Origin of the sequence: Mycobacterium bourgelatii, assembly GCF_010723575.1 — a bacterium.
Classification (GTDB): domain Bacteria; phylum Actinomycetota; class Actinomycetes; order Mycobacteriales; family Mycobacteriaceae; genus Mycobacterium; species Mycobacterium bourgelatii.
On the sequence record NZ_BLKZ01000002.1, the window covers coordinates 505,656 to 532,622 of the forward strand.

At 66.3% G+C, this 26,967-nt stretch carries 22 protein-coding genes; 8 read left to right on the top strand and 14 right to left on the bottom strand.

All coding sequences use genetic code 11. From position 1 onward, the window contains the following. Positions 1-159 precede the first annotated feature (159 nt). The 5 genes from aftB to glf are packed head-to-tail and all read right to left on the bottom strand — an operon-like array spanning position 160 to position 6,777. Positions 160-2,151, bottom strand: a complete 1,992-nt coding sequence (gene aftB / locus G6N68_RS27320) for a terminal beta-(1->2)-arabinofuranosyltransferase (RefSeq protein WP_205351533.1) — start codon at positions 2,149-2,151, stop codon at positions 160-162. Next, entirely contained in the window at positions 2,138-3,055 is a 918-nt protein-coding gene (locus G6N68_RS27325; protein ID WP_163719291.1) for a decaprenyl-phosphate phosphoribosyltransferase, read from the bottom strand. Before G6N68_RS27325 ends, aftB begins: the two co-directional genes overlap by 14 nt. After that, a complete protein-coding gene (locus G6N68_RS27330) occupies positions 3,052-3,630 on the bottom strand; it encodes a phosphatase PAP2 family protein (RefSeq protein ID WP_163719292.1) in 579 nt (192 codons plus the stop codon). The genes G6N68_RS27325 and G6N68_RS27330 overlap by 4 nt, the downstream gene beginning before the upstream one ends. After that, positions 3,623-5,521, bottom strand: coding sequence for a glycosyltransferase (locus tag G6N68_RS27335; RefSeq protein ID WP_163719293.1), 1,899 nt, complete (start codon positions 5,519-5,521; stop codon positions 3,623-3,625). The genes G6N68_RS27330 and G6N68_RS27335 overlap by 8 nt, the downstream gene beginning before the upstream one ends. Further along, positions 5,521-6,777 (bottom strand): UDP-galactopyranose mutase, encoded by a 1,257-nt coding sequence (glf, locus tag G6N68_RS27340; protein ID WP_163719294.1) that lies wholly within the window; start codon positions 6,775-6,777, stop codon positions 5,521-5,523. Before glf ends, G6N68_RS27335 begins: the two co-directional genes overlap by 1 nt. A 214-nt stretch (positions 6,778-6,991) precedes the next feature. Here glf and G6N68_RS27345 point away from each other — a divergent pair, with 214 nt between their 5' ends. The 4 genes from G6N68_RS27345 (at position 6,992) to G6N68_RS27365 (ending at position 13,185) form a co-directional block, all read left to right on the top strand. Continuing rightward, positions 6,992-7,942 carry a hypothetical protein gene (locus tag G6N68_RS27345; protein ID WP_163719295.1) on the top strand — a complete coding sequence of 317 codons (951 nt, stop codon included), beginning with the start codon at positions 6,992-6,994 and terminating at the stop codon, positions 7,940-7,942. 181 nt (positions 7,943-8,123) lie between these two features. Further along, positions 8,124-9,761, top strand: coding sequence for an N-acetylmuramoyl-L-alanine amidase (locus G6N68_RS27350; RefSeq protein WP_163719993.1), 1,638 nt, complete (start codon positions 8,124-8,126; stop codon positions 9,759-9,761). Positions 9,762-9,793: 32 nt separating this feature from the next. Continuing rightward, positions 9,794-11,722 carry a spermine/spermidine synthase domain-containing protein gene (locus G6N68_RS31260; protein WP_240355941.1) on the top strand — a complete coding sequence of 643 codons (1,929 nt, stop codon included), beginning with the start codon at positions 9,794-9,796 and terminating at the stop codon, positions 11,720-11,722. Between the two features lie 149 nt (positions 11,723-11,871). Beyond that, positions 11,872-13,185 carry a cytochrome P450 gene (locus tag G6N68_RS27365; RefSeq protein WP_163719296.1) on the top strand — a complete coding sequence of 438 codons (1,314 nt, stop codon included), beginning with the start codon at positions 11,872-11,874 and terminating at the stop codon, positions 13,183-13,185. Between the two features lie 88 nt (positions 13,186-13,273). Here the strand turns inward: G6N68_RS27365 and G6N68_RS27370 are convergent, their stop codons facing one another. Beyond that, on the bottom strand, positions 13,274-14,641 hold the full coding sequence (locus tag G6N68_RS27370; RefSeq protein WP_163719297.1) for an HNH endonuclease signature motif containing protein: 1,368 nt from the start codon (positions 14,639-14,641) through the stop codon (positions 13,274-13,276). A gap of 370 nt (positions 14,642-15,011) precedes the next feature. On the opposite strand from G6N68_RS27370, the gene G6N68_RS27375 reads away from it, so the two are divergent. Continuing rightward, a complete protein-coding gene (locus tag G6N68_RS27375) occupies positions 15,012-16,589 on the top strand; it encodes a PE family protein (protein WP_163719298.1) in 1,578 nt (525 codons plus the stop codon). A 9-nt stretch (positions 16,590-16,598) separates the two neighbouring features. Here the strand turns inward: G6N68_RS27375 and G6N68_RS27380 are convergent, their stop codons facing one another. The 7 genes from G6N68_RS27380 to G6N68_RS27410 form a co-directional block, all read right to left on the bottom strand. Continuing rightward, complete coding sequence (locus G6N68_RS27380; RefSeq protein ID WP_163719299.1) at positions 16,599-17,054, bottom strand: DUF350 domain-containing protein; 456 nt, start codon at positions 17,052-17,054, stop codon at positions 16,599-16,601. Positions 17,055-17,067: 13 nt separating this feature from the next. Beyond that, positions 17,068-18,234: a glutathionylspermidine synthase family protein gene (locus G6N68_RS27385; RefSeq protein WP_163719300.1), complete on the bottom strand. Its 1,167-nt coding sequence runs from the start codon at positions 18,232-18,234 to the stop codon at positions 17,068-17,070. Continuing rightward, positions 18,231-18,956 carry a hypothetical protein gene (locus tag G6N68_RS31265; RefSeq protein WP_240355943.1) on the bottom strand — a complete coding sequence of 242 codons (726 nt, stop codon included), beginning with the start codon at positions 18,954-18,956 and terminating at the stop codon, positions 18,231-18,233. Before G6N68_RS31265 ends, G6N68_RS27385 begins: the two co-directional genes overlap by 4 nt. An 82-nt stretch (positions 18,957-19,038) precedes the next feature. Further along, complete coding sequence (locus G6N68_RS27395; protein WP_163719999.1) at positions 19,039-19,878, bottom strand: HAD family hydrolase; 840 nt, start codon at positions 19,876-19,878, stop codon at positions 19,039-19,041. Continuing rightward, positions 19,875-20,660 (bottom strand): lysophospholipid acyltransferase family protein, encoded by a 786-nt coding sequence (locus tag G6N68_RS27400; protein ID WP_163719301.1) that lies wholly within the window; start codon positions 20,658-20,660, stop codon positions 19,875-19,877. The genes G6N68_RS27395 and G6N68_RS27400 overlap by 4 nt, the downstream gene beginning before the upstream one ends. Before the next feature lie 7 nt (positions 20,661-20,667). Continuing rightward, a complete protein-coding gene (locus G6N68_RS27405; protein WP_163719302.1) occupies positions 20,668-21,423 on the bottom strand; it encodes a lysophospholipid acyltransferase family protein in 756 nt (251 codons plus the stop codon). Between the two features lie 3 nt (positions 21,424-21,426). Continuing rightward, entirely contained in the window at positions 21,427-22,206 is a 780-nt protein-coding gene (locus G6N68_RS27410; RefSeq protein WP_163719303.1) for a lysophospholipid acyltransferase family protein, read from the bottom strand. A gap of 62 nt (positions 22,207-22,268) precedes the next feature. Here G6N68_RS27410 and G6N68_RS27415 point away from each other — a divergent pair, with 62 nt between their 5' ends. From G6N68_RS27415 to G6N68_RS27425, 3 genes are all read left to right on the top strand, one after another. Continuing rightward, a complete protein-coding gene (locus tag G6N68_RS27415) occupies positions 22,269-22,991 on the top strand; it encodes a phosphotransferase (protein ID WP_163719304.1) in 723 nt (240 codons plus the stop codon). Positions 22,992-23,052: 61 nt separating this feature from the next. Then, positions 23,053-24,603 carry an MBL fold metallo-hydrolase gene (locus G6N68_RS27420; RefSeq protein ID WP_163719305.1) on the top strand — a complete coding sequence of 517 codons (1,551 nt, stop codon included), beginning with the start codon at positions 23,053-23,055 and terminating at the stop codon, positions 24,601-24,603. Continuing rightward, on the top strand, positions 24,600-24,947 hold the full coding sequence (locus G6N68_RS27425; protein WP_163719306.1) for a hypothetical protein: 348 nt from the start codon (positions 24,600-24,602) through the stop codon (positions 24,945-24,947). Before G6N68_RS27420 ends, G6N68_RS27425 begins: the two co-directional genes overlap by 4 nt. Positions 24,948-25,375: 428 nt before the next feature. Here G6N68_RS27425 and G6N68_RS27430 read toward each other — a convergent pair whose 3' ends face one another. Continuing rightward, positions 25,376-26,944, bottom strand: coding sequence for a phytoene desaturase family protein (locus G6N68_RS27430; protein ID WP_240355945.1), 1,569 nt, complete (start codon positions 26,942-26,944; stop codon positions 25,376-25,378). Positions 26,945-26,967: the final 23 nt, after the last annotated feature.

The window sequence follows — 26,967 nt, forward strand, 5'->3', positions numbered from 1 at the left end:
TGCCGGAAACAACATTTCCGCAAGTGCCTGCGGCTCATGGCCATCGGGTCGCGTGACGTTCTTGTGATGTTGCTGTCAAAAGTGAGGCGCGCGTCACACTTTGGCCCCATTCGGCTCCTCCGGAACTGAACTGGTAGCAGATAAGTACTGAATCGGCGGTCAATCCCCGCGCGGCGGCGCGGGCGGCACGTCCGGCACCGGAAGGCCGCATCGGGCCAGTTCATACAGCGGAACGCGGTCGATGCGGTACTTGGTGAACGCGTAGGAATGCAGCACGTTCGACACGAACCGGCGCAAAGTCAGCGGCGCGCGCACCGAATTCAGCACCGCCCGGGTTTCTGGGCACTGCAGCGCCGCCTCTGCCTGGGCCACCCACTGCGGGTCCAGGTAGCCCGGCACGCCCGGGTACCACTTCACCCACGGGCCGTCGGCGATCACCCAGTCCGGGAAGAGGTTCTTGTCGTGGCCGATCCGGCCGTGTTTCAGCCGCTCGGTGTGTGCGGCCAGCGGGTTGGCCAACCCGATCTGGTCGATCACCCTGACGTCGAGGCCGACGTTCATGCCGACCATGCCCAGGTTGGTGAAAAAGACTGCGTGCTGTGGCTTTTGGTCCGGCGGGATGCCCGGGGTGCTACCGGGCGGGATCATCGGCACCAGATCCCACTGGGTGTAGTTGCCCGACGGCAACAACAGCGCGCCCTCCGGGGTGTTGTCGATCGCGACCAGTATCGCGGCCATCCGCGGGTAGTCGAGGTAGTCGGCAGCGGTCAAGGGATGGGCGTGCCCGGTGGCCTGCGCATAGAAGCGCCGTTCGTCGACGATCCCGGCGTAGCTGACGTGGGTGGCGTCGTCGCCCATGCCCGACGAGTTGGCCGCAAACAGTGACCAGCCCGCCACCCCCAGCCAGAGCGCGGTCACTCCCCCGGCCACCCAATAACCGGTCTGACGCGAATAGTCCTTGCCGTCCGGAATCATCACCGGAATCACCGCGACCGGCGCCAACAGACAGAACAGCGGCGCCAGCAGCACCCGGCCGTGCATGAAGTCGCCGCCCTGCCGAATCCAGTAGAGCGCCTGCAGCAGCCCGCTGACCAGGATGAAGGCCACGACGGCCGGCGGGCTCTGGACCGCCCGCGCCACTCGGCCGTACCCGGGCGCCAGCGTGGGACGAAGGTAGGACGGACGTCGCCGCGCCAGCATCAGCACGGTGCCCAACGGCACCAGCAGGACAACCGGCACCCACAGCCAATAGGGGCCGTTGAAGTTCAGCAGGTAGGTCCAGCCCTGCGACCATTTGTCGCCGGCGGCGTCCTTCGCCAAGGCGGTGCCGGGCACCAGCAGGGCGTAGTACCCCATCCGGAAGATCTGGTAGGCGACCGGCAGGAAACCGCCGGCGACGAAGATGAGCAGTCGTCGCCGCCAGGTGCGCGCCGCGATCAGCATCATGATCAGCGCGCCCCCGCCGATCAGCGCCAGTTCGGGCCGGACCAGCACGCTGCAGCCGGCGACGAAGGCCAGGGTGCCGATGAACGCCCGGCTGTCCGGCCGCGCCCGAAGCGCCTGCGACCAGCACACCAGCATCCACCACAACAGCCCCAGGTACGCCAGCACCAACCCGCTCTCCAGGCCGGAGGTGGCGAAGTCGCGGGCCGGCGGCACCGCGATGTACACCAAGGCACCGGCCGGCAGCATGATCGCCTGCCGCCCGCGCAGGCTGGGCGCGTACAACCGGCCCGTCCCCAACATGAGGAATGCGACGCCGAGCAGCGACAGCACCAGCGCGGCGGCCAGCGCCACATACTCCAAGCGCATCGGCTCGGCCACCCAGCTGAGCACGTAGAGGAGGTATGTCCAGATCGTCGACGTGTTCGCCTCGACCCGCTCCCCCTGGTTGAACACCGGCCCGTTGCCCGCCAGCAGGTTGCGCACCGTGCGCAGCACGATCAGTCCGTCGTCGGCGATCCAGCGGCGTTGCCAGGCGCCCCAACCGAACAGCACCGTGACAACGGCCACGCTGACCCACAGGCTGATCCGGACCGTCTTGTCGTACGGGAACGCCGGCCGGGTCAATTTGAGCGCAGGCCGAGCGAGCTTCGCGGGCGCCAGCCCACGAAGCTGCAGCGCCTTGAATCTCTCGCTAGCCGAAGGCAACAGCAGCACCGACGGTCCCGATCCACGCCAACGCAAGAAGCTGCAGGACCCGGTCGCGCAACGCGATGTCCTCAGGTTCACCGGCCAGCCCGCCGTCGACGTCGACGGCGTACCGCAGGATGGCGATGGTGAACGGGACCATCGATACGGCGAACCAACCCGCCGAGCCCTGGTCACGGTCGAAGGCCCACAGCCCGTAGCAGACCACCACAGCGGTGGCTGAAAGCGTCCAGACGAAGCGCAGGTATGTGCTCGTGTAGCTTTCGAGCGCCTTGCGGATCGCCGCGCCGGTGCGCTCGGTCAGCTGTAGCTCGGCGTAGCGCTTGCCGGCGACCATGAACAGCGACGCGAACGCCGCCGTCAGCAAAAACCATTGGGACAGCTGGGTATTGGTGGCCGCGCCCCCGGCGATGGCCCGCAGCAGATACGCCGACGACACGATGCAGATGTCCATCACCGCTTGGTGTTTGAGGCCGAAGCAATACGCCAGCTGCATGGCGAGGTAGACCGCCATCACCACCGCCAGGTGCGGCGTCAACCACCAGGACACGGCCAGCGAGGCCACGCCGAGCGCCGCCGCGAGGACGTACGCGAGCCACTCGGGCACCACGCCGGCCGCGATCGGGCGATACCGCTTGGTCGGGTGCTCGCGATCGGCCTCGACGTCGCGTACGTCGTTGATCAGGTAGATCGAGGAAGCGGCCAGGCTGAACACCACGAAGGCCACCCCCACCTGGACCGCCAGGTGGCTGAGGTCGTATTGCACCCCGCGGCCCGCCGCGCTCAGCGGCGCCGCCAAGACCAGGACGTTCTTCACCCACTGGCGGGGGCGGATCGCTTTGATCACCCCGGCGACCAGGTTCGTCGGCGGTCCGGTCACGGGGGGAGCCAGGTCTTCACTCAACGGGCCGTACCTCCTTGCAGACGTCCCTGCAGACCGTTGTCCACGCGCACGGCAACGCCCGCGACGGCGGCGCCGAGCGCCACACCTGCGGCCACGTCACTCGGGTAGTGCACCCCGGCAAGTATTCGCGACAGCGCCATCGGCGGCACCAAGAGCGGCACCAGCGGCAATCCGGTTGCCCTGCTCAGCAAGATGGCGGCGGCGGTGGTGGAGGTGGCGTGCGCGGACGGAAAGCTCAGCTGACTGGGCACCCCGACGTTGACCGCGACGGCGGGATGGCGCGGCCGTTGGCGTCGCACCACCCGCTTGACCACCACCGCTGCCGCATGGGCGGCGAAACTGCCCACCGCGGCCACCAGCCAGTCCCGTCGGGATCCAAAGCGGCGCGGCGCCACGACCGCGCCCAGTAGCGACACGATGACCCAGCCGAGGCTGTGTTCGCCGAAGTGCGACAGCGCCCGCGCCGCGGGCAACACTCCGGGGCGGTGGGCCAGTGCGGACTGGACGGCCACCATCGCGGCGATTTCCCCGCTTGGCGGCTCCCCCACCGGATCTAACGGCTCGGCGTCAGCCATGCTTTGCTGCCGCGTCGCCCGCCGGTAGCAGCACCGACTCCCACTTCTGCTTGCTGGACAGCACGGGCAGCGCATCCCGGTACGTCTTGCGCATCTCGTCGAATCGACGCAACAGCTGGCGCTGGCGGCGCAGCGACGCGAGCAGCAACGAGAACATCTTGGCCCGGTCGCGCTGCCGGTAGACCACCCCGCACCCATCGGCGGTGGTGACGGTCACGCCGTCGACGGTGCACAGCCGGAACCACCGGGCGTCCTGGGTCGGCACGTTGTACTCGGGACGCTGGTGCGCAGCCGGGTCGGCGGCCTTGAGGTTGTGCAGAATCCCCCGGGCCAGCCGGTAGCTGATCGACACCGGATTCACCGGCGGCTTCATCTCCCTTGTGCGGTTCGATGGTGGCGGCAGCTCGGTCGCCGCCGGCAGCACCACTGCGTCGGGGTACTCCTTGCGCAGTCGATGTACCTCCGGCAACCCGGATTCCAGGATGGAGAAGATGTGCTCGGGTCCGGCCAGGAAGTCGTCGATGGCCCGGTTCTGAATCGCCACCGTTGAATATTCAAGGCAGGCAAGGTGTTTCAGAGTCGCCTTGAGGTGGCTGCGGACCAGGCCGCGGACGTCGCCGTCCCAGTGCATCGCCGCGACCACCAGCCGGTTGCGCAGGTGGAAGTAGGCCTGCCAGTCGATGGCGTCGTCCTTGTCGCTCCAGGCCATGTGCCAGATCGCCGCGCCGGGCAGCGTGGCGGTGGGGTAGCCGTGTTCGGCGGCCCGCAGCCCGTAGTCGGCGTCGTCCCACTTGATGAACAACGGCAGCGGCTGGCCCAGCTCTTCGGCCACCTGCCGCGGGATCATGCACGTCCACCAGCCGTTGTAGTCGACGTCGATGCGCCGGTGCAGCAGCTTGCTCTTCTCGTCTTTGTCGTTGAGCGGGTATTCGGCGAAGTCGTGGTCGTATTCGGTGTGCGGTGCCGCGGTCCACATGAAGTTGGACCGGTCCACGACCTCGCCCATGATGTGCAGGTGCGACGGCTCCTGCAGGTTCAGCATCTGGCCGCCCACCAGCATCGGGGTCTTGGCGAACCGACTCAGCGCGAGCACCCGCAGGATCGAGTCCGGCTCGATGCGGATGTCGTCGTCCATGAACAGGATCTGTTGGCAGTCGGTGTTTTTCAGCGCCTCGTACATGACCCGGCTGTAGCCGCCGGAGCCACCTAGGTTGGGTTGGTCGTGAATGGAGAGCCGGTTGCCCAGCCGCGCGGACGCGACCGGGAAGTCCGGATGGTCGCGCACCTTGCGGGTGCCCTGGTCCGGCACGATCACCGCACCGATCACCTCGTCGACCAACGGGTCGGCGGTCAGTTCGAGCAGCGCGTTGGCGCAGTCCGCGGGCCGGTTGAACGTCGGGATCCCGACGGCGACGTTGGCGTGCCCCGGCGCTGGGATGGGTGCGTACCAGCCGCCGCTGTGCAGAGTGACATCGGTGTCGGTGGTGATGTCGAACCAGATCCAGCCGCCGTCTTCGAACGGCTTCAACGGCACCTCGACCTCGACGGTCGCGGGAGTCTCTTCGCTGCCGACGAAGCTGCGGCCTCCGATGGAGATCCGCGCCCCGGTGGCCTTGGTCCGGTAGAGGTCGACGCGGCCGGAGCCGGACAGTTCGACGCGCAGCACCACGGACTCGCAGATCGACCAGCGCCGCCAGTAGCTGGCCGGGAAGGCGTTGAAGTACGTCGCGAACGACACTTCGGATTCCTTGCCGATCTCCAGCGACGTGCGACTGGTGGCGTGGGCCCGCCGGGCGTTGGTGGTCGACTCCTCGAGGTACAGCTTGCGTACGTCGAGGGGTTCACCGGGCCGCGGCAGGATTATTCGGGAAATCAGGCTTACGGCAGTCATCAGGAGGGTTCTCCGGTCGGTGACGATGCAGGCCGCGCAGCGGCCTGAGGTGGAGGCGGCCCATCCGCCTCCGCTAGCGGCACGCCGTCGCGCAGGTGGGGCGCAAGGACGTTGTCGTACATGTTCAAGGCGCTGGCAATGGCCATGTGCATATCCAGGTATTGATAAGTACCCAAACGGCCGCCGAATAGGACCTTCGCCGAAGCCGTCTCGGCCTTGGCTCTGGCCCGATACGCGGCCAGCAGCGCACGGTCGCCTTCGGTGTTGATCGGATAGTAGGGCTCGTCGTCGTCTTTGGCGAAGCGGGAGTACTCGCGCATGATGACCGTCTTGTCGGTCGGGTAACTGCGCTCGGGGTGGAAGTGCCGGAACTCGTGGATGCGGGTGTAGGGCACGTCGAGGTCGTTGTAGTTCATCACCGGGGTGCCCTGAAAATCCCCGGTCGGGAGCACTTCCAGTTCGAAGTCCAAGGTGCGCCAGCCCAGCCGTCCCTCGGCGTAGTCGAAGTAGCGATCCAACGGGCCGGTGTACACGACGGGTGCCTCCGGGTTGGCCGCGCGCAGTTCGTCGCGAACCTCGAACCAGTCCGTGTCCAGTCGCACCTCGATGCGCTCGTCGGCGGCCATGTTCTTCAGCCAGGCCGTGTAACCGTCGACCGGCAGGCCCTCGTAGGTGTCGTTGAAGTAGCGGTTGTCGAAGGTGTAGCGCACGGGCAGCCGGGTGATGTTGGCCGCCGGCAGCTCTTTGGGGTCGGTTTGCCACTGCTTGGCGGTGTATCCCTTGACGAACGCCTCGTAGAGCGGCCGGCCGATCAGCGAGATGGCCTTTTCCTCGAGGTTCTGCGCGTCGGCCGTGTCGATCTCAGCGGCCTGTTCGGCGATCAGCTTGCGCGCCTCGTCGGGCGAGAAGTATCTGCCGAAGAACTGCGAGACCAGGCCCAGGCCCATCGGGAACTGGTAGGCCTGCCCGTTGTGCATGGCGTAGACGCGGTGCTGGTACCCGGTGAAGTCGGTGAACTGCCGCACGTAGTCCCACACCTTCTTATTAGAGGTATGGAAAAGATGCGCGCCGTACTTGTGGACCTCGATGCCGGTTTGCGGCTCGGACTCGGAATAGGCATTGCCGCCGATGTGCGGTCGCCGCTCCACGACGAGTACGCGCTTGCCCAGCTGGGTAGCAACGCGCTCGGCGACGGTCAGGCCGAAAAATCCGGAGCCGACAACATAGAGGTCAAAGCGACCAGAAGGTGAAGTCATCGGTTGCCTAGGGTATCTGACCTTGCTGCCAAAACCCGCTTGCGGCGACGTCCCACGCGAGGTTCATCACACGTCACGCTTATGAACCGCTCCCGTAGCGATTGCCTCACGATTCGATCTCGCCACTCTAGTCACATGAATCTCACTCGTACCATCGATCCTGTGGGTTTGAGCTGACGCCACATCTGTAATTTCAAATGCTTAGGAGACTTTCGTGCCGAACCGACGCCGACGCAAGCTTTCGAAAGCCATGAGCGCGGTCGCAGCCCTGGCAGTCGCAAGTCCGTGTGCATACTTCCTCGTCTACTCAGCGACCGAGGCCAACAAGCCAACGGAGCACCACGAGTTCAAGCAGGCCGCCAACATCGCTGACCTGCCGAACGAGCTGATCGGGGCGCTCTCGCAGGGGTTGTCGCAGTTCGGGATCAACATTCCACCGGTGCCCGCGCTGGGCACCACCGGAACCACCGGTCTGGGCACGACCCCCGGCCTGGGCACCAGCCCTGGTCTGGGCGTCAGTCCGGGCCTCGGCACCACCCCTGGGCTCGGGACGACCCCCGGCCTCACCAGTCCGAGCCTGGCTAGCCCTGGCCTGCCCCCGGTGGACCCGTACGGAACGGTCGGTGCGCCGGGAGCCACGCTGTCGCCGACTACGGGCCTGCCCGCAACCGGCCTACCCACCGCGGGCCTGCCGGCCGCCGGAGTCGACCCCTCGCTCACCAGCCCGGTCGGCATCGCGCCCGGTGCCGCCACCGGCCTCGGCGAGGTGCCCATCACCACTCCGGTCGGACTGGACCCCGGCCTCGATGGCACGTACCCGATCCTGGGTGACCCGTCATTGGGCGCCGGCACGGGCCTTTACCCGGTGACGCCCACCGGCGGCGCAGGCGGCAGCAGCGGCGGCGGACTCGTCAACGACGTCATGCAATTGGCGAACCAGTTGGGCGCCACTCAGGCGATCGACCTGATCAAGGGCCTGGTCATGCCGGCGATGATGCAGGGCATCCAAAACGCCGGCGGGGCCGCTCCGGCGGGCGCCGCACCTGCCATTCCTGGCGCGCCGGCGCTGCCGGTCCCCGGCGCACCCGCGGTGCCCGGTGCACCGGCCGTGGCGGCGGCGGTGCCCGCAGCTCCCGCCCCCACGGACCTCATCCCGGTCACCTAACAACTCCACCGACCTGTCACCTGACGACACCGCAGAGTCACGCTCGGCAACCCCCGCCCAGCACCTAATCCTCTGCGGTGTCGTCGACATGTTTGGTCCCACAAATGCCGTGTCGTCTCACGTGAAACATTAGGCACACAAGTAACATCGCCTGGTGCTCTCCCGTAGCCGCGCACCGACGATGCTGCTCACCGCTGTAGCGACAACGGTGGTCATCGTCTCGGGGCTGCTGCACACCCCGCCCTTCGGGAACAACCACGCGCGGCCGACCACGAACCAAGACACTCGGCTCAACGAGCAGCCGCTGGTGGGACTCGGTGGCGGCGAGACCGTGCGCGAACTCACCCAGGACACCCCGTTCTCCCTGGTCGCGCTCACCGGCGACCTGTCCGGCACCTCCACCCGGGTGCGCGCGAAGAGGCCGGACGGGTCGTGGGGACCCTGGTACCAGGCCGAGTACGAGACTGCAACGCTAGACGCCGTCGACGGCACCGGCGGCGGTGCGGAGGAGGCCCGGGGGACCTCTCCGGTGTTCGTCGGCAGCACAACGACCGTGCAGATCGCGGTGACCCGCCCGGCGGACGCTCCGGTGACGCAGGCCCCGCCCGGGTCGTCTCCTTCGTCGCACGACTCCTCGCGTGACAGGGGTCTCGGTTACCGTCCCGCCACCAAGGAACAGCCCTTCGGGCAGAACTTGTCCGCCATCCTGATCTCCCCGCCGCCGCTGGCGCCGTCCGAAATCCACTGGACGCCGCCGACCGGGGTGACCATGCCGGGCCAGGCGCCGCCGATCATCAGCCGAGCGGAATGGGGTGCCGACGAGTCACTGCGCTGCGGAAGCCCGCGGTACGACAGGGGAGTACGCGCCGCCGTCGTCCACCACACCGCGGGCAGCAACGACTACTCGCCGCTGGAATCCGCCGGGATCGTCAAGGCGATTTACACGTATCACAGCAAGACCCTGGGCTGGTGCGACATCGCCTATAACGCGCTGGTCGACAAGTACGGCCAGGTGTTCGAGGGCAGCGCCGGCGGGCTCACCAAGGCGGTCGAGGCCTCCCACACCGGGGGCTTCAACCGCGACACCTGGGGTGTGGCGATGCTCGGCAATTTCGATGACATGCCGCCCACGCCGGTCCAACTGCGTGCCGTCGGCCGGCTGTTGGGCTGGCGGCTGAGCCTCAACGACGTCGACCCCAAGGGCGAGGTGGACCTGCAATCGGCGGGCAGTTCCTACACCGTGTTCCCGGCCGGTGCGGTGGCCAAGTTGCCGACGATCTTCTCGCACCGCGACGTCAGCAACACCCACTGTCCCGGCAATGCCGCCTACGGACTGATGGACGAGATCCGCGAAATCGCGGCGCATGTCAACGATCCGCCGCCAGAGCTGATCAAAGCGCTGGAGGGCGGCGCGATCTACCAGCACTGGCAGGAAATGGGCGGGATGAAGAGCTATCTCGGACCCCCGACCTCAGCGGAGGCCGACGCCGAGGGCGACGCCGTCTTTGTGACCTTCGGCAAGGGCGCGATGTACTGGTCGCCGGCGACCGGCCCGCAACCGATCACCGGCGCGCTCTATGACGCCTGGGCGTCACTGAGCTACGAACGCGGCCCGCTCGGGTTGCCGACCGGCGCCGAATTCCAGGAGCCGCTGTACATCGCCCAGAACTTCCAGCACGGCACGCTGAACTTCGAGCGGCTCACCGGCAACGTCTTCGCGGTCGTCGACGGGATCAGTACGCCGGTGGTCACCCAACCGCCCGCCGGTTCGACGGTGCCGGCCGAGCACTTCACGCCGCCGACGAATCCGGAGCCCTGAGTCAGCTGCCCACTGGCGCTAGTCTGCGTCGTGTGCCCGAGACGCCGTATCTGAAGATCGACCTCGAGCGGGCGCGCGAGAACTTCGTCGCGTTGCAGGGCCTGTTGCCGCAGGCGCGAATCCGTTACGCGGTGAAGGCCAACCCCGCCGGGGAGATCTTGTCGCTGCTCGCGGCGCAGGGCGCCGAGTTCGACGTCGCCTCGCTCGGCGAGATCGACGCATGCCGTGCCGCCGGCATCGACGGCGGGCTGCTGACCTTCGGCAACACCATCAAGAAGGCGTCGGCGGTGCGGACGGCGTATGCCCGCGGGGTGCGGCGGTTTGCGTTCGACACAGCCGATGGCGCGAGCACGTTGGCCGAGCACGCACCCGGCGCGAGCGTGGAATGCCGTATCGCACCGGCGTTTCCGTCGTCCGTCACGCCCTTCGGCCACAAGTTCGGCTGCGATCCGGATGACGCCGCTGCGCTGCTCGAGGGCGCGCGGAGCCTGGGGCTGCGCCCCGAGGGAGTGTGCTTCCACGTCGGCTCCCAGCAGCTTGACCCGGCGGCGTGGGATCTCGGGATACGTTGTGCTGCCGAAGTCTTCGCTCGGGTGGGCGACCTCGCCACGATCAACGTCGGCGGCGGGTTCCCAATTGCCTACGCGGATGCGGTGCCCGAGTTGTCGGCGGTTGCCGACGCGATCAGTGCCGCACTGACCCGCCACTTCGGCGACGGCGTGCCACATCTGGTGATCGAACCCGGCCGGGCACTTGTCGGTTCGGCCGGGACGATCCATTCTGAGGTGGTCGCGGTGCGCGCCGGCACCGACGGGCGGCGCTGGGTGTATCTCGACATCGGACGCTACGGCGGTCTTGCCGAGACCGAGAACGAGTACATCCGATACCGGCTGCACTCCGACCGCGACGCCGATCCCGTTGCCGACGCCGTTGTCGCCGGCCCGACGTGCGACGGCGACGACGTGCTGTACCGGAACTACCCGTTGCCGATCACGCTGCGACCCGGCGACAGGGTGCAGATCGAGGCGGCGGGCGCGTATACGGCGAGCTACGCGTCGACCGAATTCAACGGATTCGCCCCGCTGCCAACATATTTCGATGGTAGTGCTGCGCTGCCGCTCCACCCGGCCAGGGAGATCGTCGAGCCGCTCGGGCCGGGCCTGACCCGCAATTGGCACCTGTCCGAGGTGGTGTGCGACGTGCGCACCGAGTTCCAGGATCTGGTGATCGCCCGGACCGAACAGGGCGTCGCGTTGTTCAGCGACGGCGAACGCCAGAGCACCGAATTCAGTCAGCTCGTCTACCACGAGGCACTGCTCGTGCCGGCGCTGCTGCTCGCGGACAAGCTGGAACGGGTATTGGTGATTGGCTCCGGGGAAGGCGTGGTGAGTCAACTGGCGGTGGCCGCCGGGGCCACGCACGTCGACCACGTCGACATCGACCGCGAAGCCGTCCGGCTGTGCGCGGAGCACCTGCCGTATGGCTACAGCGTCGACGAATTGCGCAGGGCGGAACAGGGTCTCGGCCCGGTGACCATGCACTATCGAGATGGCTGGGACTTCGTGGACCGGTCCACCGTGGCCTACGACATCGTCGTCGTCGACCTGCCCGATGAGCGAAGCGAACCCGCCCAACACAATCGGCTGTACGACGTTGGGTTCCTGGAAAGGTGCCGCAAGATCGGCCATGTGGTGGTCGGGCAGGCCGGTTGTCCGACGCTGTGGCGCAACGAGACGCTGCATTGGTCCTGGCGACGCTTTCGCGAAACCTTCGACACCGTCGTCTATTTCGGTAGCGACGAGCACGAGTGGGCGTTTCTGTCCGGGCTGTCCGGACCCGTCCGGGACGATCCCGTGGCGACCATGTCGGCGCGATTGTCGGCGCTTCCCTACCAGCCCCGCACCATTGACGCCGATTCGCTGGTCGCCTGCACCGTGCCGCCGAAGGCATTGCGCGGCTAGGAGCTCAGGGGTCTGGCACCCCGCCGCCACATTGACTCTGCGCCCAGGGCGACGAAGTGCGAGTAACCACCGCCCAAACCGCAGCATCAACGCAGGACAGGCACGATCGGCTATTCCCATTACACGTACCAGGCCTTAGCGTCTTCGGCGTGGCGACCGATCTGCTCAAGCCGCCGCCGCGGGCCCTCGTCTCGGCGGCGCGCAGCTCCGTAGGCGACATCTGGCGTCCGGTGGCGACCGGCGGCTACCGCGATCTGCGTCGGCCGCATCCGCGCTCGGCGCCCGCGGCGCTGCCGCGCACGACATTCGACCCCACGCTGGCGCGGAACATCCCGGACCCGTACCCCGATTTCCGGCGGATTCGTGAGCACCCCGTGGTGGTCAATGAGCGGTTGGGCGTGTGGATGCTCGGCCGCTATGACGACGTGCACGCCGCCGTCCGCGCCAACGACAAACTCTCGTCGCGAGACGGCGTCATGCTGCGTTCTTTCGTGGCCAACATGGTGGTATTCGCCGATCCCCCGGATCACACCCGGTTGCGGCACGTCGTCGCGCCGATGTTCAACAAGCGCGCCGTCCAGATCTGGACGACCGACATCCGCGAGTTGGCCCATGAGGCGATCGCGGGGCTGAACGCCGGCAACGTCGTCGACATGGTCCCGGCGCTGACCGTCCCCATGCCGATCAACGTGATCGCCAGAATTCTCGGAATTCCCCGCGAGCAGTGGCCGGGATTTCGGGCGGTGTCGGAAAAGTTCGCGCAGATCTTCGGTCCCCAATCCTTGTCCGGCATGGTGCGCCTCATGGGGAACGCCATGCAGGCGTATCTGCGCCTGCGGTGCTTTTCGGACGCTGAAATGCGCTGCCGCGCAACGGAGCCCGCTGATGATCTGTTGACTCGCCTGCAGGCGGCAACGGTGTCCGGTGAACTCACGGAGCAGGAGGCTTTTCTCTACGTCCTGGTACTGCTGGTGGCCGGCAACGAGACGACCACCAACCTGTTGGGGATGCTGCTCATCAGGCTGGCCGAGGATCCAGAGTTGTTCGCCGAACTCAAGTCCGACCGCAGCCTGCTCCCCGCCGCGGTCGAGGAGACGGCACGCTGGGGCTCGCCGGTTCAGTGGGCGGCCAGGACGGCGATCACCGACTATCACGTCGGCGACACGGTGATTCCCAGGGGCGCAAAGGTGCTGCTGTTCTATGGATCGGCCAACCGCGATCCCGCCAAGTTCGACGACCCCGACCGCTTCGACGTCCACCGCGACACCACCGGACACGTCGCCTTCGGTCACGGGCTGCACTTCTGCATGGGCGCTCATCTCGCCCGGCTTGAGGCGGCTACGGCCATCGACTGCCTGCTCGACGAAGTCGACAGTCTCGAACTGGCCGGTCCCGTGCGGTGGAGCACAACGCCGTCGTTGCGTGGCCCGGTGTCCGTGCCGTTGCGACTCAACCGGCGCTGACGGTCGGGTCTCGCCTGACGGTTGGGACCGTGCGGGCGTGGTTGGCGACGCTAGCATCCCTGCGCCTTGCCACCGAACACGCTGCACCCTAGGGGATTTCATCGTCGTCCCCGTTGCGTAGGAGTTTTTGTGGGTGGTGGAAGGTGTTGGTTCGGGGTTGGCCGTGGTCGAGGTGGGGTGGGGGGATCCATTCGGTGTCGTTGGTGGTGTTTTTGCGGGTGGTCCAGCCTTTGTCGAGCAGGCGGTGGTCGGGGCCGCAGGCGAAGGTCAGGTTGTTGACCTCGGTGGTGTGGCATTGGGCCCAGGCGGTGACGTGGTGGACTTCGCAGTAGTAGCCGGAGACCTCGCAGCCGGGTGCGGAGCAGCCGTGTTCTTTGCCGTAGAGCACGATGCGTTGTCCGGGGGAGGCCAGGCGTTTGCTGTGGTGCAGGGCGATGGCTTTGCCGTTGTCGAATACGGCCAGGTAGTGGTGGGAGTGGCGGGCGAGGCGGATCACATCGGACATGGGTAGCAGGGTGCCGCCGCCGGTGAGGCCGGTGCCGGCGGCGGCTTCGAGTTCCTGCAGGGTGGTGGTGATGATGATGGTGGCCGGCAGCCCGTTGTGCTGGCCGAGGTCGCCGCTGGCCAGCAGGGCGCGCAAACCGGCCAGCAGCCCGTCGTGGTTGCGTTGCCCGGGGCTGCGGGTGTCGGCGGTGATGGCCTCTTGGGAGGGGGTGCCGTCAACGCAGGGTTTCTTCTCGGCGGCGTTGCACATGCCAGGGGCGGCGAGTTTGGCCAGCACCGTTTCGAAGGTGGCGCGCGCTTCGGGGCTCAGGTAGCCGCTGATCGGTGACATTTTGTCGGGGCCTTGTTTGCCGATGATGATGCAGCGTTTGCGGGCGCGGTCTTGTTCTTCGGTGTAGTCGCCGTCGGGGTTGATGGCGTCCATGGTCTTTTGCGCGAGCTTTTCCAGTTGATCGGGCCGGTAGTCACCACCGAGCTTCGACAGGTCGCGGTCGGCTTTGGCGCAGGTGTCCAGATCGACCCCGGTGGGCAGGTGGGCGAAGAACTTGCGGATGATCCGGACGTGGGATTCATCCAGGCGGCCCTGGCGTTGGGCTTCGGCGGTGGCCGGCAACAACGGTTCCAGGGGTTCGCCGTTGATGGCCCGGCGGGGTCCGAGGTCGGCGGCTTCGCCGATCCAGCGGTTGGCTTCCCCGCGGGTGATGCGCACCCGGTTGGCCAGCACCCGCGCCAGCTTGCCGCCCAACTCTTCTTCGCTGGTTTGGGTTTGCAGGTGATGGATCAACGCGTGCCGCGCCACCGGCAACCGGCGCACCTCGGTGATCAACGCCTCTAAGTACTGCAAGCTTTCCCGCCCACTCAACATCTCCGGGCACAGTTCGAGCACGGCCGACACCGCCTCATGCAGCGCGTCATACGCCGCGGCGAACGCCCCTTGGCTACTCGAACTCATGTTCGAATTGTACGTCCGAGGTACGACATTGATGCTGATAAAGCGGCCTGGTCGATGATGGTCGTGGCAGCCGCTGCCCGCGGCGACCCTGCGTCTGACTGACGTCCTGTTGGGTCGTCCTCCAACTGATCTGTCCCACCGGTAAGCGCGTGCTGATCTTTAGCCCCTACGGGACGGACATGACTGTTGATCACCCTGAGTCTGGTTGTCACGGGTGCGGCTTGACGGTACGGAAAGTCCGCTGCGCGAACACTATGCGGCAATTAGGACAAGAGACGCGCATTATCCGACGCGGACGGGCCGGGTGAGACTACGCTCCATTTGCCTTGGCTATCAGAGTCGTCAATAAGACCATCAGGAGGACCGGGCCATGTCGTTCGTGGTCACAGCGCCGGAGGCAGTGACGGCTGCGGCCGGCAACTTGGCCGGCATCGGCTCGACGCTGCAGGAGGCAGCGACCGCCGCCGCTGGCTCCACCACCGGCATCGCCACCGCTGCCGCCGACGAGGTGTCGGTGGCCATCTCGCGGCTGTTCAGCAGCTTCGGCGCGGAATTTCAAGCCGTTAACAACCAAGCGGCCAACTTCCATGCCGAATTCGTACGTTTGCTCAACGGCGGGGCGGCCGCGTACGTCAACGCCGAACTCGCCAACGCCAGGCAGACGGCGAGCGCACTGACCGGGCAAGTCCAGACATTCCTCAACGGCGGAGGCGTGGCCACCGCGGAGACCGCCACCGGCGGCGCCTACGTGCGGCTCTTCGAAAACACGTCTACCAACCTGCGGGCGCTCTTCGCCGCCTGGGAGGCGTACCCGTTCCCGATGCTCCAGGCGGTCGGCGGCAACTGGCTGCGCTACTCGCAGATGATCTCCTACGGAGTTCGCAGCTTCATCGAGAACTTCCCCCAGAACCTCGTCAATCTGCCGTCGGCCGTCCAGACCGGCATCCAAGGGCTCATCAACTTCCCGTTTGCGCAGTACACCCAACAGTTCATCGGCCAGCAGGTCGCCTTCGCCCAGGCCTTCGGCCACACCTTCAACCAGATGATGAACGGCCTGTGGAACGGGCTGCCCGCGTTCCGCACCGGGGTTCACACGTCGATACAGCAGTTCTTCGCGGGCGACTTCAACGCCTCGGTGGCCACCCTCGGTCAGGCCACCGCGAACCTGCTGATCACCGGGTTCGACACCAGCAACGTCGTGGTGACCACTCCGGGTGACAATTCGGTGCTCGCCATAGCCAAACCCGTGCCGCTCGGGCCGCTGGCAGATTTCTTCGCCCTGCTCGACATCGGCGGGCAAGAGGCGCAATACCTGACGAACCTGACATCGGTACCCATCCTCAAGCAGATGTCGCAGAATCTCACCAACGTGCTCGTCGTCTCCACTACCCCGAGCATCGAGGCGGAAATGTACATACCGCCGACGCCCCCGAACCCACCCACTCCATCGATTCCTGACTTCGCCGCCGGAACCCTCAGCGCCTTCTTCGGGATGCCGTTGGTTCTCTCCTATGCGGCGGTGGGTGCGCCGTTCGCCGGACTGAATGCCTTCGCCACCAGCCTGGAGTCGATTCAGCAGGCCCTATGGGCCGGCAACGGTCTGGGCGCACTGGGTGCGCTCATCGACCTTCCGGCGAACACGCTGAACGGCTACCTCAACCTCGCCACCACTTTGGACGTGGCGGTACCGGTCCCGACGGGCCTCCTAGCACCGTTACCGACGGAAATACTGATCACCCTGCACTTGCCGTTCGACGGGATTCTCGTTCCACCCCACCCTGTGACCGCGACGATGACCTTCCCCGGCTGGGTCCCCCCGAATCCGCCTTTCCCACCCCCAAATCCGGTGGAAATCACCGTCTTCGGCACGCCGTTCATGGGGCTGGTTCCCCTGCTGGTCAACTACATACCTCAGCAAGTCGCGCTAGCCATCAGACCGACCGCGTAGCAACAAAACTCACAGGATCGCGACCGCGACCACGAGCCCCAACGCGATCTGCGCTGAAGCCACGATGCGCGACTCGTAGCGGTACTCCTCGGCATGGAACAACGCGTCGACGTCGATGCCGAGCACCAGCGTCGCGATCCGCATCATCCCAACCTGTGCGACGATCCCGACCAACCCGTAGAGCGCCGCGGCCAACAATCCCTCAACCAATTGGCCCGATGCCGAGTAGATGGCCAGCACCACGATCAGCGCCATACTGACCATCCCCGCCGCGGTCACGATGATCGCGTTCGGATTTCCCGCGCTGACCAAACGGCGCAGATGCCCGGGCGTGGTCCAGTCGATGGCATAGAAGCCGATGATCATCAGCACCAGCCCGAGGATCGCGTACAAAACGATGGCACTGACCCCGTGGCCGAGCCGACTCCAATATTCCGGCGCCAGCGCCACGATGGTTGTCGTCATCGATGATCTCCGTTCACTTCAAAGGGATTCGGTGTGGGACGAAAGCTGCGCCGTCGTCGGTGATCAAACCCGCGGTCTCGCGGATGCCCAGGCCGGCGGACGAATCACCGACGATCCAGGCACCCAGCGCGGGTCGCATTCCGTCGAATTCTGGTAAGGGATCCAGCAATTGGTAGACAAAGCCCTCTTCGCCGTAGACGCCCCCGGTCGCCGTCTCCATCCCGGCGCCCACGATGGTGACATTCGCTCCCTCGCGGCCGAGCTTCGGCTTGCGCACGTATTCGGTCAGCTCGTGCGGGTCGTCCAGGTAGGCGGGCAACAGATTCGGATGTCCCGGGTACATCTCCCACAACACCGCCAAGATCGCCTTGTTGGAAAGCAGTGTCTTCCACAACGGCTCGATCCACATCGTCTGCGGCAGACTCGACACCGCGTACTTGCCGAACTCGTCGTCGAGCACCCACTCCCAGGGATACAGCTTGAACATCGCGTGGATCGGCGCCTCTTCCAGGTCGACGAACCGTTCCAGGGCGTTGTCCCAGCCGATGTCCTCGATTATCAGGCCGATGGTCTCGAAGCCGGCTTCGGCCGCGGTCTCCTGCATGTAGGTCGTCGTAATCTGGTCCTCGCCAGTGTATTCCACGCCCGACCAACTCAGATGCAGGTGGTTGGTGGGCAATTGATCGCCCACGACCTTCCATCGGTCAACCAGTTGTTCGTGCAGCGAGTTCCACTGGTCGTCATCGGGGAACTTGTCCTTGAGCCAATACCATTGCAGGATCGCGGCTTCCAACAAGGTCGTCGGCGTATCGGCGTTGTACTCGAGCAGCACCGCCGGCCGTCGCCCGTCGTATCGCAAGTCGAAGCGGCCATAGACATGCGGATCGGAGCGCCGCCATGATTCGGCGATCGCGGGCCAACTCCATTCCGGCAGTCCGAAATCCGCGTACCGCTCCATCAGCACCACTTGCTCGACGGCGTTGAGGCACATCGAGTGGAGCAGTTCGACGTCGGCCTCGAGGGCCAGGATCTCGTCCATCTCGAACTCGTAGTACACCGACTCGTCCCAGTACGGCCGGGCGGCGCCGCTCGCGTCACGTGCCGGCGTGCCATACACCAACCCTTGCGATTCGACGATCGACTGCCAATTAGGCCGCGGGGTCGTCCTGCCGCGCCTCACGAGCCGCTGCTCCCCTTGCCCCCGCCTCCGCCGAAGCCACCGCGCTGAACCGTGGTGCCCGACTTGGTAGTGATGTGTGCGCCCGGGGGACGGGCGGTGGTTCCGCCGATCGGTCGCTGCCCGACCGAACCCCTGCTGCCGTAGTAGTAGCGGTACTGGTGTCCGCCCCAGAAGAAGAACCCGTTCATGCCCGCGGTGTGGCCGGTGCAGTAGCTGTCCGGGACGACCACCGGTTGGCCGTTGGGATCGTCCTGCACACATTGCGCGGTGACATGCTCCGGGGAAAACATCCAATACCCGAAGGCCGCCACCAGACCCACCACGCCCACCGCGGCCGCCGAGCCCATCAGGACCCGCTTCTGCTTGCGACGCTTCTCCTCCGCCGCGCGCCGCGCCTCCTCGAATGCGCGCTGCTTCTCCTCGAACTTCCTGCGTGCCCGCAGCTCCGCTGGTGTCGGCGGGCGGGGCTTGGTCGTCTCCGCGTCCTGGAACTTGACGCTGCCGGGGGTCCCCGGCGGACGTGACTTGGTGGGTCTGGCCCGCTTATCTTGGTCGGCCGACTTCCATGGCTGCGATATCCTCGGCCCCTCCGACGGCTCATCCGTCGACTTGAGCCCCTCCGGTGTTTTGTCCCCCGACTGAGGCGGTTGCGCGTCAGGTTGTTCGCTGGACGCGCTCTCCTCGGACCCGCCCTTGCCTGGTGGGTCTTCGTCGTCCCCCACTAGCTGTCCTCCGGTCGATTCGGGCCGTGCGCGGCGACATCACGCACGCGGGCTCTCTTCCATACCACCATTGGCTGCCGACCTAACGCCACCACCGCTCCAGAACTCGTGCGACGCCGTCCTCGCTGTTGGGGGCCGTGACCTCGTCGGCGGCGGCGAGCGCGGCGGGGTGCGCATTGGCCATCGCCACCCCACGACCCGCCCACAGCAGCATCGGCACGTCATTGGGCATATCGCCGAACGCCACCACGGCCGCGTCCGGAATGCCCAGCGGATCGGCGACCTCGCGGACACCCGTGGCTTTGCTGATGCCGCGCGGCACGATCTCTATCAAGCCGTTGTTGGTCGAGTACGTCAGGTCGCCCTCGGTACCGATATGCCCAGCCAGTTCGGCCGCCATATCGGCGCTGGTTGCGCCCGCCTTGCGGATCAGCAGCTTGATCGCCGGCGCACTGAGCAAGTCCTCGACGGACACCTCGGTGTTGTCCGGATTGAGCCAGGCGTGCTCGTAGCCCGGTGAGCTGACGAACTGGGGGGACGCCGTGTCGTGCGCGCGTTCACCGATCCGCTCGACGGCCAGCCCAGCGCCGGGTATCACCCGCGTCGCGATCTCCGCCAACTGCGCCAAGGTGTCGACGGACAGCGTGCGCGCTGACACCACGGTGTCGGTGGAGGGGTCATAGATGACTGCGCCATTGGCGCACACCGCCATCGGAGCAAAGCCGAGCTCCTCGACGACGGGCCGGATCCAGCGCGGCGGGCGGCCGGTGGCTATGACGAACTGGGCGCCGTCGGCAACCGCGGCGTGCACCGCGGCCCGAGTGCGGGGGGAGACGGTTTCGTCGTGATTGAACAAAGTGCCGTCTACGTCGCAGGCGATGAGAGCCGGCCGCTGGGCCGGCGACGCGTTTGATGTTGTCAGCGCGATCTACCTCGGTCGGGTTTGGCTCGGCTCACGCCGTCGTGCCCGCGCTTCTGCATCCGCTCCGCGAGTTCGGCGATGCGGAATTCCCTGGACTCCTCGGGGGTCGGCGCGCTGCCGCCCAGTCGGCGCGGCACCCAATATTCCCCCGGCGGATGCGGGTATTCCTCCTGCACCTGGTAGAGCATCGTGTTCATCACCTGGCGCAAGGCGCGATTGAACGTTTCAAGGTCGCCTTGCGGCCACATCGGGGCTCCGATTTTCACGGCGATCGGAACCTTGTTGCGGAACAGCTTCTTCGGGTGGTCTTTAGGCCAAATCCGGTGTGCCCCCCAAACAATCATCGGGATAATCGGCACCCGCGCCTCGATCGCCATCCGCGCCGCACCGGTCTTGAATTCGCGCAGTTCGTAACTGCGACTGATCGTTGCCTCCGGATGCAACCCGACGATTTCGCCCTCGCGTAACCGCTGCACCGCAACGGCGTACGCCTCGTGGCCCAGAGAGCGGTCGACCGGGATGAGCTGGGTGTGCTTGATCACGTAGTTGACGGCTTTGACGTCCTGCATTTCCGCCTTGATCATGAATCGAAGCCGCCGCTTGCGCTCCAGCGCGGCCAGCGAGGCGGGAATCCAGTCCACGTAGCTGGTGTGATTCAGCGTGATCAGGGCGCCACCGTGGCTAGGAATGTGCTCGAGGCCCTCGTAATTGATCTTGTTCCCGTTCAGCGCAACTACCGATGGAACAAAAAATTCCATGAATCGGAAAAACGGTTCCGCCATGCCCTGATTATCCTTCCCCCGACCTTGAATGATGCTGTGAACGGCTAACCAACTCGGCCGCGTCCAACTGAGCCGCCTCGGCCAGCGTGGGGGCACTACCACCGAGCCGGCGCGGCACCCACCACGCGCCGGCCTCCATTGGATAGCTCTCCTGCACGCGGTGCAGGAGCGTGTTCATCGCGTCACGCAGCATTTGGTTGGTCGTCGCGATGTCCTCGGCGGCCCGAAACGGCGGACCAGCCGCCACCGTCACCGGTATCTTCTTGCGGCCTAGTTGACGTGGATGGTCCTTGGTCCAGATCCGCTGTGCACCCCAGACGATCAGCGGGATGATCGGGACGTCCGCTTCGATGGCCATGCGCGCGGCGCCCGTCTTGAAATCCTTCAGCTCGAAGCTACGGCTGATCGTGGCCTCCGGATAGACCGCGACCAACTCGCCGTCCCGTAGCGCCTGCACCGCGTGGACGTACGCATCCGCGCCCGAGCTGCGTTCGACGGGAATGGCCCCGTTCTTCTTGATCAGAAAGTTGACGATCTTCACCTTCTGCATCTCGGCCTTGAGCATGTACCTCAACCGGCGGTGTCGGCGGCGCATGATCAACCCAGCCGGGAGAAAGTCGACGTAGCTGGTGTGGTTGATCGCGATCACGGCGCCCCCGCGTTCGGGGATGTTTTCTTCCCCGACGTAGGTGATCTGCGCTCTGGTCGCCAGCACCAGCAGCTTGGCCAGCTCTTCGCAGGCGCGGTAAATCGGCTCCGCCACGGATCACTGCTCCGGTGCTCGGGCGGGATGAGCCCGCTCGGCGCGCAGCGCCGCCTTCATTGCCGCCTCCTCCGCGTCCATTTGCGCCGCCTCGGCCAGCGTGGGGGCACTACCACCCAACCGGCGCGGCACCCAGAACTCACCCGCCGGATGCGGCCCGTACTGTTCCTGCGCCTGGAGAAGCAAGTGCTGCATTCGCGAATGCAGCAGAGCACTCAGTTCGCCGACCGGGAGGGTGGGTTCGATCGGTTCGCCGACCACCACCTGAATCGGCACCTTCGGGCGAAGCAGTTTTTTCGGGTGGCCCTTGGTCCACACGCGCTGCGCGCCCCAGACGATGTGCGGAAGAATCGGCACCCCGGCCTCGATCGCCATTCGGGCGGCGCCGCTCTTGAACTCCTTGATCTCGAAGCTGCGGCTGATCGTCGCCTCCGGGTAGACGCCCACCAACTCGCCGGCTTTGAGCCTCTCGACCGCCGCATCAAACGAAGCGCCACCGCTCGCTCGATCCACCGGAATGTGCCGCAGCGAACGCATGATCGGCCCGGTGATCTTGTGGTCGAACACCTCCTGCTTGGCCATGAACCGCACTTTGCGATGCAGGCCCTGCTGATAGAAGGGCAGGCCCGCCAGCATGAAGTCGAGGTAGCCGGTGTGGTTGATGGCGACGACGGCGCCGCCGCTGGTCGGCAGGTTCTCCACGCCGGTCACAGTGATCTTGAGACCCTGTACTCGAAATATCAGGCGGGCGATCTGGATGACAGTGCCGTATACCGGTTCCACAGCAGTTCAGCCTAGTGCTCGTGCCAGAAGTGGGTAAAACCCGAAGTCGGAGGGGGTGGCGGTTGTCCTTTCCGTCGTCGCCGCCGGAGGTGCCTGAGGTCGTACACCGGCTGGCCGCCGGGCGGCCGGTGCGCGCAATCTGGCTCAACGAGTTGGGCGGCGTCACCTTCCGGGTGGGCGCCGGCGCCGAGTACATCAAGGTTGCCAAGGAGTGGGCCGACTTCCCGAACGAAGCACGACGGCTCCGCTGGGCCGGCCAGTACATCCCGGTGCCGGAGGTCCTGGATTTCGGGGCCGACGGGGACTGGTCGTGGCTGCGCACCCGCGGCCTGCCCGGCTTGTCCGCGGTGCACCCCCGCTGGCGGGCCAACCCGGAGCTCGCGGTCCGCGCGATCGGGGTGGGGTTGCGCACCCTGCACGACAGCCTGCCCGTGTCGTCGTGTCCGTTCGACTGGTCGGTCCAGGCGCGGCTGCCGGTGCTGCACCCGGCGCACCGCGCCAACCTTCCCGAACCACCGCCGATCGATCGGCTGGTCGTCTGCCACGGTGACGCGTGCGCGCCGAACACCTTGCTCGACGAGGCCGGCCGGTACTGCGGCCACGTCGACTTCGGCGAGCTCGGCGTGGCTGACCGGTGGGCCGATCTGGCGGTGGCCGCCCTTTCGCTGGGCTGGAACTACCCCGGCCGCAACTGGGAGGCGGAACTGTTCGCCGCCTACGGCATCGAGCCCGACCCGCCGCGCATCGACTACTACCAGCGGCTGTGGCAAGACCCCGACCTTTGAGATTCAAGCTAAGCTCGTGGCGGAATCCAACCGTCTTTGAAAACGGATTTGAAAGGCATTTGTGCAGGTCACAAGCGTCGGCCACGCCGGCTTTCTGATTCAGACCCGGGCGGGCAGCATCCTCTGCGACCCCTGGGTCAACCCCGCGTACTTCGCGTCGTGGTTTCCCTTTCCCGACAACAGCACGCTGGATTGGGACGCCCTGGGCGACTGCGACTACCTGTACGTCTCGCATCTGCACAAGGACCACTTCGACGCCAAGCTGCTCACCGAGCACGTCAACAAGGACGCGGTCGTCCTGCTGCCCGATTTCCCGGTGCCCGACCTGCAAAACGAGTTGCGGAAGCTGGGCTTTCACCGGTTCTTCGAGACCACGGACTCCGTCCAGCACCAGCTGTCGGGCCCCAAGGGCGACCTCGACATCATGATCATCGCCCTGCGCGCCCCCGCCGACGGCCCGATCGGTGACTCGGCACTGGTCGTTTCCGACGGCGAGACGACGGTCTTCAACATGAACGACGCGCGCCCCGTCGAGTTGGACGTGCTGGCAGCGGACTTCGGCCACATCGACGTGCATCTGCTGCAGTACTCGGGCGCGATCTGGTACCCGATGGTCTACGACATGCCCGCCCGCGCCAAGGAGGCGTTCGGCACCCAAAAGCGGCAGCGCCAGATGGACCGCGCGCGCCAATACATCGCGCAGGTGGGCGCGACGTGGGTGGTGCCGTCGGCCGGACCTCCCTGCTTCCTGGACCCCGAGTTGCGCCAACTCAACGACGACCAGGGTGACCCGGCCAACATCTTCCCTGACCAGATGGTGTTCCTCGACCAGATGCGCACCCACGGCCACGATGGCGGCCTGTTGATGATCCCCGGGTCCGTCGCGGATTTCACCGGCACCACACTGAATTCGCTCACGCACCCGCTGCCCACCGATCAGGTCGAGGCGATCTTCACCACGGGCAAGTCGGCGTACATCGCGGACTATGCCGAACGGATGGCACCGGTGCTGGCAGCGGAGAAGGCCACCTGGGCGCCGGCGTCCGGGGAGCCGCTGCTGGAACCGCTGCGGGCGCTGTTCGAACCGATCATGTTGCAGAGCAACGAGATCTGCGACGGCATCGGCTATCCCGTGGAATTGGTCCTCGGCCTTGAAACCGTCGTCCTGGACTTTCCGAAACGTACGGTGCGAGAACGCATTCCCGACGAGAAGTTCCGGTACGGGTTTGCCATCGAGCCCGAACTCGTTCGCACCGTGTTGCGCGACCAGGAACCCGACTGGGTCAACACGATATTCCTGTCCACCCGGTTCAAGGCCTGGCGGGTCGGCGGCTACAACGAATATCTGTACACGTTCTTCAAGTGCCTGACCGATGAGCGAATCGCCTACGCCGACGGCTGGTTCGCCGAGACCCATGACGATTCCGCCTCGATCACCTTGGACGGCTGGGAGATTCAGCGCCGCTGCCCGCACCTCAAGGCTGATCTGTCGAAATTTGGTGTGGTGGAAGGGAACACGCTAACCTGCAACCTCCACGGTTGGCAGTGGCGACTCGATGACGGTCGCTGCCTTACCACCCGCGGTCACGAGTTACGGAGTTCGCGCGCATGATGCAGTTCTATGACGACGGCGTGATTCAGGCTGACCGCCAGGCCATTACGCTGCGTCGGTACGACTTCCCGTCCGGCACCGCCAAGGTCATCCCGGTGAGTAAGATCCGCGGCTATAAGGCCGAACCGCTGGGTCTGCTGATGGCTCGGTTCAACATCTGGGGTAGCCCCGACCTCAACCGGCGCCGTTGGCTGCCGCTGGATGTGTACCGGCCGTTGAAGTCGATGCTGATTACCTTCGACATCCCCGGTGAGCGGCCGCAGCCCGCCTGCACGCCGGCACGCCCCGACGACTTCACCGCCCTGTTGGACGATCTGCTCAAGCGGGAGAACGACCGGGCTTAGCTCGACCCCTTCTCGCCAACGTAGAACTACGGCGGGCGGAATTCTCTGCCAGAACAGCCGCGGATCGGCCGCGATCAAGCGCGCGGGCCTCCCCCGAGCTCGGAAATTGTGCAGGCAAGGTTATCGCGAGCCTGAAACCTGGCAGGTCGCCACTCGATCTTTTCCTGCAGAGATTCAGGCTCGCGCGCCGCGGGCTTGCACGCGGCCACGCGGCCACGCGGCGGCCAGGCGGCGGCCAGGTGACGGGCCGCGGCTGATCCGCGGCTAATCGCGAGCCTGAAACCTGGCAGGTCGCCACTCGATCTTTTCCTGCAGAGATTCAGGCTCGCGCGCCGCGGGCTTGCACGCGGCCACGCGGCCACGCGGCGGCCAGGCGGCGGCCAGGTGACGGGCCGCGTCGGGAGACTGGCGCGGCCTGGCGGCCGCGGCTAGCGGTCGGCCAGGGCCGCGCGGCCCGCGTTGTAGCCGGGGGTGAAGGTGATGCCCGGTCCACCGTGGCACCCGGCGCTGCCCAGGTACAGACCCTCGACCGGGATCGGTTGGCCGATAAAGCCTTTCGGGCCCGGCCGATTCTGACCGATCTGGTCAGAGTGCAACAGCCCGTGGCAGTAGTCACCACCGGGAGCCCCGAACATCACCCCCATGTGCCGGGGGGTGAAGGTGGTGTGCCGAATGATGCTCGACTCGAAGTTCGGCGCCAACCGGTTGATCTTGTCGATCACCCGTTGGCCCATCTCGATCTTCGCCTGGCCGTAGTCGGCACCGCCTTCGATCGGGAAGAACAACGCGAACGCCGAAGCGGCGTGCTTGCCCGGCGGCGCTAGGTCCGGATCGTGCACGGACGGGACCTGCAGCACGACGGTCGGGTCGGCGGGCACGATTCCCCGGCGGGCGTCCTCCCACTGCTGCTGGACTTCCTCGGGTGTGCAGAAGATGCCGATCGATGCCTGCATGCTCGGGTCGTTGAGCGCCTCGTAGGGCGCGACGAAACGGGGCGCCTCGTTCAGCGCGAAGTGCATCTGTAGGTAGCTGCCGCGGTGGTCGATGCGCGCGTAGCGGTCCCGGATTTCCGACGGCACCGCCGCGGGGTCGATCAGTTCGTTGATGGTGACGTCGGGGGCGATGGCCGAAACCACGATGGGCGCGCTCAGCGTGTCACCGGCCTCGGTGCGGACGCCGCTGACCCTGGCCCCGGACGGACCACTGTCGACCAGGATCTCGGTGACCTTGGAACGGAGTCGGACCTCGCCGCCGTCGGCCTCCAACAGGTGGGCCAGGTGTGCGGTGAGCGCGCCGATGCCGCCGCGCAGCTTCTTCATCTGCACGAAGTCGCCCTCCGGCATCCCGAGGCCGAAGGCCAGGGCCGCGGCGCTGCCCGGCGTCGACGGTCCGCGGTACAGGGTGTTGACCGCCAGCATGGTCATCGAGCCGCGGATGGCACCGTGCTTCTCGCGGTCCGGGAGGTAGCGGTCCAACACTTCGGTGACCGACCCGAACAGCATGTCGTCGATCGCCGATCGCTCGAATTCGTTGGTGGCGCAGGCATACATCTCGTCGAAGGTCTTCGGCAGGGTGCCGGCCTCGAAGCGGCCCAGTGCGCGCGTCGGCGCCTGGGCCCACATCATCAACCCGCCCATGCCGGCCACGGCGTCGGCGCCGTGCACCTCGTTGAGGTGAGCGAACATCTTCATCGGGTCGCTGTACTGGACCAGCGGGTCGTCGCCGACACCGCGCAGCGCTACCGCCATCACCTCGAGGTCGACCGTCGGCAGCGTGTCCAGACCGAGTTCGCCGATGACCTCGGCCGAGGTGGGGAACTGCACCGATCCCGCGATCTCGAAGTGGTAGCCGTCGAACAGCTCCACGGTGGAGGCCATGCCGCCGGCGTAGAGCTTGGCATCCAGGCATACGGTCCGCAGGCCGGCCCGCTGCAACAGCACCGCTGCCGTCAGCCCGTTGTGGCCCGCACCAATGACGATCGCGTCGTAGTCAGACATTTTTTTTCGAGACCTCCCAGACG